The organism is Acinetobacter parvus DSM 16617 = CIP 108168 (genome assembly GCF_000368025.1).
Classification (GTDB): domain Bacteria; phylum Pseudomonadota; class Gammaproteobacteria; order Pseudomonadales; family Moraxellaceae; genus Acinetobacter; species Acinetobacter parvus.
Window position 1 is genome coordinate 741,625 of record NZ_KB849212.1, and the last position, 11,773, is coordinate 753,397.

Annotated in this window: 10 protein-coding genes; 3 read left to right on the forward strand and 7 right to left on the reverse strand. The window is 41.2% G+C overall.

Translation table 11 applies throughout. The annotated features are described in order from the left end of the window. Positions 1-64: 64 nt before the first annotated feature. On the reverse strand, positions 65-949 hold the full coding sequence (locus tag F988_RS10070; protein ID WP_004682810.1) for a metal-dependent hydrolase: 885 nt from the start codon (positions 947-949) through the stop codon (positions 65-67). A gap of 221 nt (positions 950-1,170) precedes the next feature. Next, positions 1,171-2,052, reverse strand: coding sequence for a metal-dependent hydrolase (locus F988_RS10075; protein WP_004682811.1), 882 nt, complete (start codon positions 2,050-2,052; stop codon positions 1,171-1,173). 93 nt (positions 2,053-2,145) lie between these two features. Here F988_RS10075 and F988_RS14725 point away from each other — a divergent pair. Continuing rightward, positions 2,146-3,278 (forward strand): IS3-like element ISAba14 family transposase gene (locus tag F988_RS14725; RefSeq protein WP_228127720.1). Its coding sequence is split into 2 segments (ribosomal slippage): positions 2,146-2,398 and positions 2,398-3,278, totalling 1,134 coding nucleotides; the frame shifts between segments, so codons are not numbered across the junction. A gap of 340 nt (positions 3,279-3,618) precedes the next feature. On the opposite strand, the gene tuf is transcribed toward F988_RS14725, so the two are convergent. The 5 genes from tuf to F988_RS10110 all read right to left on the reverse strand — a co-directional run bounded on the left by tuf (position 3,619) and on the right by F988_RS10110 (position 9,744). Continuing rightward, positions 3,619-4,809 carry an elongation factor Tu gene (tuf, locus tag F988_RS10090; protein ID WP_004674338.1) on the reverse strand — a complete coding sequence of 397 codons (1,191 nt, stop codon included), beginning with the start codon at positions 4,807-4,809 and terminating at the stop codon, positions 3,619-3,621. Positions 4,810-4,902: 93 nt separating this feature from the next. Beyond that, positions 4,903-7,041, reverse strand: coding sequence for an elongation factor G (fusA, locus tag F988_RS10095; protein ID WP_004682813.1), 2,139 nt, complete (start codon positions 7,039-7,041; stop codon positions 4,903-4,905). A 177-nt stretch (positions 7,042-7,218) separates the two neighbouring features. Continuing rightward, a complete protein-coding gene (gene rpsG / locus F988_RS10100; RefSeq protein WP_004638185.1) occupies positions 7,219-7,689 on the reverse strand; it encodes a 30S ribosomal protein S7 in 471 nt (156 codons plus the stop codon). A 160-nt stretch (positions 7,690-7,849) separates the two neighbouring features. Further along, positions 7,850-8,224, reverse strand: coding sequence for a 30S ribosomal protein S12 (gene rpsL, locus F988_RS10105; protein ID WP_004638184.1), 375 nt, complete (start codon positions 8,222-8,224; stop codon positions 7,850-7,852). Positions 8,225-8,394: 170 nt separating this feature from the next. Further along, on the reverse strand, positions 8,395-9,744 hold the full coding sequence (locus tag F988_RS10110; RefSeq protein ID WP_004682816.1) for an EcsC family protein: 1,350 nt from the start codon (positions 9,742-9,744) through the stop codon (positions 8,395-8,397). A gap of 290 nt (positions 9,745-10,034) precedes the next feature. Between F988_RS10110 and F988_RS10115 the strand changes: the two genes are divergently transcribed. Both F988_RS10115 and hemJ read left to right on the forward strand, forming a co-directional pair. After that, positions 10,035-11,264 (forward strand): beta-ketoacyl-ACP synthase II, encoded by a 1,230-nt coding sequence (locus F988_RS10115; RefSeq protein WP_004682817.1) that lies wholly within the window; start codon positions 10,035-10,037, stop codon positions 11,262-11,264. 18 nt (positions 11,265-11,282) lie between these two features. Beyond that, positions 11,283-11,735 (forward strand): protoporphyrinogen oxidase HemJ, encoded by a 453-nt coding sequence (hemJ, locus tag F988_RS10120; protein ID WP_004676559.1) that lies wholly within the window; start codon positions 11,283-11,285, stop codon positions 11,733-11,735. Positions 11,736-11,773 lie beyond the last annotated feature (38 nt).

Here is an 11,773-nt window from a genome sequence, read left to right on the forward strand (position 1 = left end):
GCAATTTAATGCAAAATTTGAATAAAAAAATGGGCAATTTTGCTTGCCCATTTTCTATTTATCATTAATTCAGGTTAAAACCCAGTTCAGCACGCCACTTATTTAACAGTTCAGTAGTATCATCATCATTTGGATGGAATTTAGGTCTTAAAAAAGCAAGCAATGTAGGAATCTGGCGCGTCATAAAACCTTTATAGCCATACATGAACTTGAGCATATATTTGGTGTCACGCCATGTGAGCTTGCCATCAGTTTTCAAAAGTTTTGCAGTGAAATATGATTGGGTAATAAAAATTAAACCCATTGCAATCACTAAAGCTAATGAACGCATAAAATAAGCTTTAAATCCTTGCCCATACATTGCTTCATAAACGTCAAATACCACCGCTTTATGCTCATTTTCTTCAACTGCATGCCACATCCATAAATGGTACATGGTCTCATCCATAAACATGGATTGAATATCTGGGTTAGACAATAATTCTTCAGCAATCGTTGATGTAAAATGTTCCAAGGCACAAGTACCCGTTAAACCAATCATCTCTTTTGTAAAACCAAATGGTTTTAATAATTTAGTACTTATAGCAACTCCATACTGAATCACTTTACCTGTTTGTGCCTCCAATTTGCGCACATCATAACCATAAGCTTGAGCAGCTGCATTAAAAGCCAAGTGTTCCTTTGAATGCATTGCTTCTTGTCCAATAAAAGCACTAATTTCTTTTTGTAATCGAGGATCAGCAAGTTTTGGATCATTTCTAACTGCACGGGTGCTATTCACAAAAAATTGTTCGCCCTCTGGAAACAGTGCTGAAAGTGCAGTCATAAAATGAGTTAAAGCAGCATCTCCATTTGCCCAATAACGTGGCACTTCGCCAAATTCAAAATCCATTCGGCGTACAGGAAAACTAGCGCCAGCGCGGTTTGAAATATTGACTTTAGCATTCATACTTTCTTCTCCTACCCAATGGATATATTTGCTTAAAAATTATCTATGGTTTATTTATACGCTTCTTTGAACGTATTAAATAAGTGCAGATAAGGTCAGAAAAGCATCATCTTAGGACATGTCAGTATGATTTAAAAAAGTCTATTCAATGTAATATTCAAAATTAAAAAGAGCAATTTTATTGCTCTTTTTACATAGGTTTAGCTAATGGAAGTTTTAAGTTAAAAACCTAATTTTGCCTTCCAATCTTTAAGTAATTGTACGGTATCTAAATCATTTGGATGAAAATGTGGTCTAAAGTAAGCCAACATTTCACCCGCCATACCTGTAATAATCCCTTTTGATGGACTATAAGCATATTTGTAAATCATGCCTAATTCTTTCAGATTTAGTTTTTTGTCTTGTTGAAGTAGCCGTAAAGTAAAATAAGATTGAAGAATAAAGATTAAAACCATAGCAAATACAAGTGCTGTAGTACGTAAACTATATGCTTTTAATCCAGTTCCAAATACCGACTCATAGACATCGTAAGCCACTGCTTTATGTTCATTTTCTTCAACCGCATGCCAGAACCACATATATGACATGGTCTCATCTGTCATTAAATCTTGGATGTGTTTATTGCGTAATAATTCAGAGGCAATCGTTGCAGTAAAATGTTCTAGCGCTGTTGTCGCCGTTAGATCAACCATCTCTCTTGTCATACCAAAGGGTTTGACGATTTTTGAAAAATTCTTAAGCGCAAATTGGATATACCGTCCCGTAATCTGCTCTAAAGATCTAACATCATGACCATACTTTTGTGCAGAAGCATTAAAATTTACATGCTCTTGAGTGTGCATTGCTTCTTGACCAATAAAAGCACTGATTTCTTTTTGTAGTTCTGCATTATCTTTAATAGTTGGGTGATAACGTACAGCACGTACAGCATCAATAAATAATTTCTCGCCATCTGGGAATAATGTAGACAAACCAGTCATGAAATGAGTTAAGCCAGCCGAACCATCCATCCAATATTCTGGTACTTGATCAAAATCAAAATTCATACGACGTACTGGAAAACTTGCACCTGCACGATTTGAAATATTTACTTTAGCATTCATGCTACAGAGATGGATCCGTAAATTTGAACAACAGCTATAAGTGATATTTTGCTCCCCAAATGATGTTATAAACATCGATATAAGGAGTATTTTATGGCACGTAGACCAAGAAGAAATCATTCAAATGATTTTAAAGCTAAGGTAGCACTTGCTGCGATTAAAGCAGAAAAAACACTTGCTGAATTGAGTGCTGAATTTGATGTTCATCAAAACCAAATTATCGACTGGAAAAATCAATTGATTTCAGCTTCCTCGCAAGCTTTCGATCAATCAAAAGCTCCAACAGAACCACCCATCGATCTAAAAAAACTACATGCAAAAATCGGTGAGCAGGCATTAGAAATTGATTTTTTAGAAGGTGTGTTGAAGAAACTGGGCCGCTTCAACCACAAAAGTTAATCGACGACTCACTTCAGATTTCAGTATCTAAACAAGCTAAGCTGCTGAAAGTCTCCCGTGGTTGTTATTATTATCGCCCAAAACCTGTGAGTGCATCAGATCTGAAGCTGATGCGGTGTATTGATGAATTACATATGCAATATCCTTTTGCAGGCAGTCGTATGATGCGTGATTTGTTGAATCGTCAAGGACATCATATAGGACGACGTCATACACGTACTTTAATGAAGAAAATGGGTATTCAGGCGTTATATTGCAAACCAAATTTAAGCCAGGCTAATCAAGCTCACCGTAAATATCCATATCTGCTCAAAGGATTGGCTATTCAGCGCAGTAATCAAGTGTGGTCTACGGATATAACGTATATCCCTATGGCAAAAGGTTTTGTTTATTTATGTGCTGTGATTGATTGGCATAGCCGCAAGGTACTTGCGCATAGGGTATCGATTAGTATGGAGGTGGATTTTTGTATTTCGGTTTTAAATGAAGCGATTGAAAAATATGGATCACCTGAAATATTGAATACAGACCAAGGCAGTCAGTTCACCAGTGATGCATTTATTGATGTATTGAAATCAAATGGCATTCAAATCAGTATGGATGGTAAAGGTCGATGGGTAGATAATGTGATGGTTGAACGATTATGGCGGAGCGTTAAATATGAAGAGGTGTATCTCAAAGCTTATAGCAGTGTCACAGATGCGAAAAAGCAATTAAGTGCATATTTTGAGTTTTATAATTTGAAACGACCTCATTCGAGTCTAGACAAAATGACACCAAATGAGTTTTACTATGATCAGCTACCCCAACAAAACAAGGTGGCTTAACTAGAGCGGAATATCACTTATAAATACGCTTTTAGTTGTTCAAACAAGTGGGACCACCTCTCTACTGACTCCTTTTAAATGGAAAATTTCCATTTACTACTTTTGTTCATTTTCTTGTGTTTATATTACGGTTTTATTGCGATGAATTAAGTGCAGTTTAGGACAGCAAGGTATCAGTTTAGGACATGAGGAGGAAAATTTAATTAAGTATTAAATTTTTCGACGCAAGAGAGAAAAAGGATGATGAGTGAAATCATTTTTCTCGACGCAAGGAAACTTTGTCTAGCAATAGACATAAAAAAAACACCCCAAAGGGGTGTTTTTTTATCACTCTAGGCGATTATGCAGTTACTTTCGCAACAACACCAGCACCTACAGTACGACCACCTTCACGGATTGCAAAACGTAGACCTGGGTCCATTGCGATCGGGTGGATTAACTCTACTGACATTTCTACGTTGTCACCAGGCATAACCATTTCTACGCCATCTTGTAGTTTGATCGCGCCAGTTACGTCAGTTGTACGGAAGTAGAACTGTGGACGGTAACCGTTAAGGAATGGAGTGTGACGACCACCCTCTTCTTTAGAAAGTACGTATACTTCCGCATCGAATTTGGTGTGTGGCTTGATTGTACCTGGCTTAGCAAGTACCTGACCACGTTGTACGTCTTCACGCTTGGTACCACGTAGAAGAACACCACAGTTCTCGCCCGCACGACCTTCGTCAAGAAGTTTACGGAACATTTCAACGCCAGTAACTGTAGTCGTTTGAGTATCACGGATACCAACGATTTCAACAGATTCACCAACTTTAACGATACCAGCTTCTACACGACCAGTCACTACTGTACCACGACCAGAAATTGAGAACACGTCTTCGATTGGCATCAAGAATGCTTTATCGATTGCACGCTCTGGTTCTGGGATGTAAGAGTCAAGCGCTTCTACAAGTGCAAGAACTGATTTCTCACCATATTCGCCATCATTGCCGTTCAATGCTTGAAGCGCTGAACCACGGATGATTGGAGTGTCATCACCTGGGAAGTCATAAGTAGAAAGAAGTTCACGAACTTCCATTTCTACTAATTCAAGTAATTCTTCATCATCAACAAGGTCACACTTGTTCAAGAATACGATGATGTAAGGTACACCTACCTGACGAGAAAGCAGGATGTGTTCACGAGTTTGTGGCATTGGACCATCAGTCGCAGCACATACAAGGATCGCGCCATCCATCTGAGCAGCACCAGTGATCATGTTTTTAACATAATCGGCGTGGCCTGGGCAGTCTACGTGAGCGTAGTGACGGATTGGAGAATCGTATTCTACGTGTGATGTATTAATGGTAATACCACGTGCTTTTTCTTCAGGAGCAGAGTCGATTTGTGAGTAATCTTTCGCTTCACCGCCGTAAGTTTTTGCACAGATAGTTGCAATCGCAGCAGTTAAAGTTGTTTTACCATGGTCAACGTGACCAATTGTACCCACGTTTACGTGTGGTTTATTACGTTCAAACTTGGCTTTAGCCATGATGATCTTCCTTTATAAACTGCTCATGAGGGTCGCCCATGAGCACTTGGTTTTTTAACTAAATTTTAGTTGGGTAATATAGTAATCGAAAGATTACTCGTCGTCACCTTTTTTACCGCCAGCTTGGAACTTAGCGATGATGCCTTCAGCCACGTTACGTGGAGTTTCAGCATATTTAGCAAATTCCATCGAGTATGTCGCACGACCTTGAGACATAGAACGCATTTGAGTCGCGTAACCAAACATCTCAGCCAATGGAACTTCTGCTTTAATTGCTTTAGTTCCACCAGGAAGATCGTCCATACCTTGAACCATACCACGACGACGGTTTAAGTCACCCATGATATCGCCCATGTAGTCTTCTGGAGTTTCCACTTCAACTTTCATGATTGGCTCAAGAAGAACAGGGTCTGCTTTCATGAAACCATCACGGAATGCATAAGAACCTGCCATTTTGAACGACAATTCATCAGAGTCGACATCGTGGTAAGAACCGTCGAATAATGTCGCTTTGATACCCACAACAGGGTAACCAGCCAATACACCATTCTTCATACGTTCCTGAATACCTTTATCAACCGCACCGAAGAATTCTTTAGGTACAGTACCACCGACAACTTCTTCAGCGAATTGATATTCTTTACCAGCCTCTTCAACATCCATAGGCTCTAAACGAACATATACATGACCGAATTTACCTTTACCACCTGTTTGACGAACAAACTTACCTTCTTGCTCAACAGTCTTTTTGATTGTTTCACGGTAAGCAACCATTGGTTTACCAATGTTCGCTTCAACACTGAATTCACGCTTCATACGGTCAACGATGATGTCAAGGTGAAGCTCACCCATACCAGCAATGATCGTTTGGCCAGATTCTTCATCTGTACGAACGCGGAATGATGGATCTTCTTTCGCCAAACGACCTAAAGCAATTGACATTTTTTCTTGGTCAGCTTTAGTTTTTGGTTCAACAGCCAATGAAATTACTGGCTCTGGGAATTCCATACGTTCAAGCGTAATGACATTTTTTTCATCACACAGTGTATCACCCGTGGTGACGTCTTTAAGACCCACACATGCTGCAATATCACCTGCACGGATTTCTTCTACGTCCTGACGTTCATTGGCATGCATTTGTACAATACGACCAATACGCTCACGTTTAGATTTAACTGGATTATAAACAGCATCACCTTGTTTAAGTACACCTGAGTACACCCGAACGAAAGTTAGGTTACCTACAAACTTGTCATTCATGATTTTAAAGGCTAAAGCTGAGAACGGTGCATCATCAGATGCTTCACGCGTAGCTTTAGTTTCAGCTTTATCATCAAGCACACCTTCAATTGCTTTTACTTCCGTAGGAGAAGGCAAGAATTGAATGACAGCATCCAACATACGTTGAACACCCTTGTTCTTAAATGCTGAACCACATAACATCGGTTGAATTTCAGAGGCTAATGTGCGTGTACGAAGACCCGCAACAATATCTTCTTTAGAAAGATCACTTTCTTCAAGATATTTATCCATCAACTCTTCTGAAGCTTCAGCCGCAGCTTCAACCATCTTGGTACGCCATTCATTAGCTGTATCTACCAGATCAGCAGGAATGTCACCATATTCAAACTTCATACCTTGAGACTCTTCATCCCAGATAATCGCTTTCATCTCGATCAGGTCAACAACACCTGCAAATGTATCTTCAGCACCGATTGGCACAACGATAGGTACAGGATTACCACCTAAACGAGTTTTAACTTGCTCAACAGCACGGAAGAAGTTGGCACCTGTACGGTCCATCTTGTTGACGAATGCCAAACGAGGCACTTTATATTTGTTCGCCTGACGCCATACAGTTTCAGACTGAGGTTGTACACCACCTACAGCACAGTAAACCATGCAAGCACCATCAAGAACACGCATAGAACGCTCAACTTCGATTGTGAAGTCAACGTGCCCTGGAGTATCAATTACATTGATACGATGCTGTTCGAATTGGTTACCCATACCAGACCAGAAACAAGTTGTTGCAGCCGAAGTAATAGTAATACCACGTTCTTGCTCTTGCTCCATCCAGTCCATTGTTGCTGCACCATCATGTACCTCACCAAGTTTGTGAGATACACCTGTGTAGAACAAAATACGTTCAGAAGTTGTTGTTTTACCTGCGTCAATGTGCGCAGAAATACCGATGTTACGGTAACGAGTAATTGGGGTTTGGCGAGCCATGATGTCTACATTCCTAAATGTTATATTTAAAACAGGACGCATCAATTAAATTGATGCGTACAAATATTCAAGCAGGCAACTTAAATACCCGCAAAGCCCCCACTTTGGTAGAGAGCGATGTTGAATCGAGCTGCGGTACGCATGAATATTCTCCTGATTAGGGACTGTTTTATCCGCTTAGAAACGGTAATGAGAGAAGGCTTTGTTGGCTTCAGCCATACGATGCACGTCTTCACGTTTTTTGATCGCAGCACCTTTACCTTCAGCCGCATCTAGCAACTCACCAGCAAGACGTAAAGCCATCGTTTTTTCAGAACGCTTAGCAGCAGCATCTACTAACCAACGCATAGCCAAGGCAGTACGACGGGATGGGCGCACTTCCATAGGTACTTGATAAGTAGCACCACCAACACGGCGTGCCTTTACTTCAACCATAGGACGAACTTTCTCAAGAGTAGTCTCGAAAAATTCAACTGGGTCTACTTTGTTTTTTTCCTGAACACGTTCCAAAGCACCGTAAACGATACCTTCAGCAACAGATTTTTTACCATCCTGCATAACGTGGTTCATGAATTTAGCGATTGTTTGGCTGCTAAATTTCGGATCTGGAAGGATCTCACGAGCAGCGACTACGCGACGTCTTGGCATTTTAATACACCTAATATTATGACACTTCAGGATGATCCAGCAGTTGTACTAAGTGTCGTGTACATGACGCTGGCCTTACTATACGTCGCCTGAATTACAAATCTATGAAGAATTCAAACAAGCGAAACGCTAAAGGATTGCTTGGGCTATTTTCCTAGAATTACTTCTTAGGACGTTTCGCACCGTATTTAGAACGTGACTGGTTACGATCTTTAACGCCAGCACAGTCCAAAGAACCACGAACGGTATGGTAACGTACACCTGGTAAGTCTTTAACACGACCACCACGGATAAGAACAACACTGTGCTCTTGTAGGTTATGACCTTCACCACCGATGTAGCTAGACACTTCAAAACCAGAAGTTAAGCGAACACGGCAAACCTTACGCATTGCAGAGTTAGGTTTTTTAGGAGTAGTCGTATATACACGTGTACATACACCACGACGTTGTGGACAAGCCTTCAACGCAGGAACTTTTGATTTTTCAATCAAAGTTGTACGACCCTTACGGATCAACTGATTTGTTGTTGCCATTTGGCAATTCTCCCGTTATTAAACAACCTCAAAAAGAAAAACACCTCTTTTTGAGGGCACATAATTGTAAGCCAAGAAGTAAAAATGGTCAACATCTCACAATAGAGCAAATGCTGACCATTCCTAGTGTTTTTGTTGCGTTCTGATGTATGAATACATCATGAAACAAATTAGCTGTGTTTTGTTGACGCTGGTTCTACCTCAATTGGTTTTTGTTCAGCCACAATTTCAGGTTCATCTTCTGTGATTATCTCATCCTGCTGTGCAGTCAAGGCAGGTTGTTGTTCAGCATGTTCATGCTCTTCAACATATTGGCTTGCCAGTTGCTGGATACCAGTTTCCACCTTTTCCTCCACAGATGGCTGATCGGCAGCATTTTCTTTTGCCCGAACATCAACATGGGTAATCACATCATTTTTAGTTGCTTCCGCTGTAGACGGTTTATGTGATTCAGTTTCAATTGGATTTAACAGTTTTGGACTGGCCTTGCGAAGCAAGGCTTCGGCCTTGTAATAAGCAGCCAAAGGGGAAATCTTTTCATCTGGATGCTCATTTAAATAGAAACGTGCCGCACCAAATACTGACTGAGACTTATGCCCTACATCCTCAAGCAGTTTCCAGCTATAAAAGCTGCCCAATGCCGCACCTGCCACAGGAGTCAGCTTACCAATCACAGAGGCTTGGGGAATACGGTTGAGCCATCCCCACTTAAATTGTCCCTCATCATCAACTAGCCATTTCCTGATCATTTCAATATCGTTATTTGAACCCAACAATTGCTGGAACTGTTGCAGGTCATGGGTTTCCAGCATGGATTTCACGGCTTTCAATGTAAGTAGCAGGGTTTGCTTTTCCGCCACAAGGCTCAAATCAATTTCCTTGAAAATAAATGCAACAATTTCCTGGTCTGTGTCGCCATTGAGGTCAAAGCCATGGGAACGACCTGTTTGATATACAGTTCTCAATGCCAGAACTATTGAGGCAGGAATGTCTATTGCCGCACCCCACACCCCTGTTGCACCTGTAATCAAACCCTGCACCGCAGCCAAAAGCTTGTTCTGTTCAATCAAGGCCTGACTCAGACGCTGGGAACGACCTGTATCCCTGGTGAGTTCAGCAATGTCTTTCACCCCTGCCTCCTCAAGAATTTTTTCTGTTAAAGAGGTGTTTGAACTAAACTCATTTAGCCACTGAAACAGGTATTCAGAGACTTTTTCCCCAAGGTCTGGCGATATAAAGGTGGCGAAATTATTGACCCGCGTGTAATGACGACCCAGCAACTGGTTTGACAGTTTAGGCAATTGCTGGCGCAGCATCTGTTGTGGTGTTTCATACCTTTCCACCTCAAATGGAGGTTTGAAGCGGGCACTTCCCTCAATCACATTTGATGAATGGGCGAGTTCCGCTGCGGAAGTCGTTGGGGCAAGCTGACGTTTTTGTAATTCTGAACTGAGCTTTTTAGCCACTCCAAAGGCCTGTGCCAATAAACCTGAAGATTGCTTATTTTGGGATTTTGTCATCAAATACCTCTGCTCTGTAATTGTGTGCATTTCTAGGTAGATACTAGGTTGAATATCTATTTATCTCAACTTTTATGTGTGTACTTTCATTACGTTTCGTCACAACATGACTGATATTTACTAATATTTACACAACTGGAAATAGGCATAAAATTTGCCATAAGAAATAAAAAACCTTTCTGCTATCATGGTGTCATTCACTTATAAGCTGTTTTAATCGTTATATTCTCCTGATTTATGAATAACGATTATCGTACATAGCTTAGCATTACCATAAAAGGGATCTGTAAATGAAACGTGTTGTAATCACTGGTATGGGCATCAACTCATGCATCGGCAACTCTTTGGAAGAGGTTACTCATTCTTTAAAAAATGGAATCTCTGGGACACGTTTTAACCCAACTTATGCTGAACTTAATTTCAAGAGCCATGTCAGCGCGGCGGCTGTTCAAGATTTTGATGGCATTGACCGTAAAATTAAACGTTTTATGGGTGTCTGTGCCATGTATGCCTACAATGCGGCGATTGCGGCGGTAGAAAATGCAGGCCTTAAACAGGAAGACCTGGCCAATAACCCACGTTATGGGATTACAGGTGGTAGTGGCGGTAATTCAACCGCCTCTGTTGCTGAAATGGTGAAACTTTTAGAGGAAAAAGGCGCACGTAAAATTGGACCTTTCTTTGTTCCCCGCAATATGAGCAACACCATTACTGCAAACGTTGGTGTGTCATTAAAACTTCAGGGTATCGCTCACTCCATTACCAGCGCATGTGCAACATCTGCCGATGCGATTGGCTATGCTTACAACCTGATCCAATTGGGCAAACAAGACCTGATGCTAGCAGGTGGTGGTGAAGAGGATCACTGGTCTCAAAGCCTGCTGTTTGATGCAATGGGCGCATTGTGCTCTAAATATAATGATAGCCCAGAAACAGCTTCACGTCCTTATTCAAAAGACCGTGATGGTTTCGTCATTGCAGGCGGTGGTGGTTTCGTTATTCTTGAATCACTGGAACATGCTCAGGCCCGCGGTGCTAACATTTTAGCTGAAGTTGTCGGTTATGCAGCGAATAGTGATGGTGCTGACATGGTTGCGCCAAGTGGTGAAGGTGCAACCCGCTGTATCCTCATGGCACTGGAAGAAGCCAAACAACATGGTGTTGAGCAGATTGATTATATCAACACGCATGGTACCTCCACCCCTGCTGGTGATGTGACGGAGCTTAAAGCAATCGAACGTGCTTTTGGTGAGGGTCAGGTTCCACCATTAAGTTCAACCAAATCCATGACGGGTCATAGTCTGGGTGCCGCTGGTGTTCAGGAAGCGATTTATTCTGTACTGATGATGCAAAATGACTTTATTGCACCAAATATCAACGTCACAGAACTGGATGAGGGCGCACAAGGTTTCGATATTGTACTTGAAAAACGTGATGCAAAACTGAATACTATCATGAGTAACAGTTTTGGCTTTGGCGGTGTAAACGCCTGCCTCATTTTCAAGAAGTGGGATGCATAATCCCACCTAGGATGATCGATGGATGCACCTTCTGATGCTTTCTTGTGGGTGAAAGCATTACATATTATCGCTGTGGTGTGTTGGTTCGCTGCATTATTCTATCTGCCTCGTCTTTATGTTTACCATGCGATGAGTGAAGATACTGTCAGTCATCAGCGCTTTGAGGTCATGGAACGTAAATTGTACCGTGGCATTATGTGGCCATCCATGATTGCTACACTCATCACCGCCCATTTCCTTGTGGACTGGGGGGATGCCACCAGACACTATCATGAAGCGTTATGGTTTTATCTTAAAGTCGGTTTGGTGGGTTTACTGGTGATTTACCATTTTGTATGTGGTTATTACCGTAAAAAACTGATTGGTAATGCCCACTACAAATCACATAAGTTTTGGCGGTTCTTTAATGAAATGCCCACCCTGATCCTACTTGCAGTGGTCATTTTAGTTGTGGTAAAACCTCAGTTTTAACTGGGGTTTTTCTTTTCAAGTGAAGATAATTCCCAACA

Excerpts from the sequence above, each read along its gene's own strand:
- F988_RS10070 (WP_004682810.1), bottom strand. The coding sequence starts at position 949 with ATGAATGCTAAAGTCAATATTTCAAACCGCGCTGGCGCTAGTTTTCCT.
- F988_RS10075 (WP_004682811.1), bottom strand. The coding sequence starts at position 2,052 with ATGAATGCTAAAGTAAATATTTCAAATCGTGCAGGTGCAAGTTTTCCA.
- tuf (WP_004674338.1), bottom strand. The coding sequence starts at position 4,809 with ATGGCTAAAGCCAAGTTTGAACGTAATAAACCACACGTAAACGTGGGT.
- fusA (WP_004682813.1), bottom strand. The coding sequence starts at position 7,041 with ATGGCTCGCCAAACCCCAATTACTCGTTACCGTAACATCGGTATTTCT.
- rpsG (WP_004638185.1), bottom strand. The coding sequence starts at position 7,689 with ATGCCAAGACGTCGCGTAGTCGCTGCTCGTGAGATCCTTCCAGATCCG.
- rpsL (WP_004638184.1), bottom strand. The coding sequence starts at position 8,224 with ATGGCAACAACAAATCAGTTGATCCGTAAGGGTCGTACAACTTTGATT.
- F988_RS10110 (WP_004682816.1), bottom strand. The coding sequence starts at position 9,744 with ATGACAAAATCCCAAAATAAGCAATCTTCAGGTTTATTGGCACAGGCC.
- F988_RS10115 (WP_004682817.1), top strand. The coding sequence starts at position 10,035 with ATGAAACGTGTTGTAATCACTGGTATGGGCATCAACTCATGCATCGGC.
- hemJ (WP_004676559.1), top strand. The coding sequence starts at position 11,283 with ATGGATGCACCTTCTGATGCTTTCTTGTGGGTGAAAGCATTACATATT.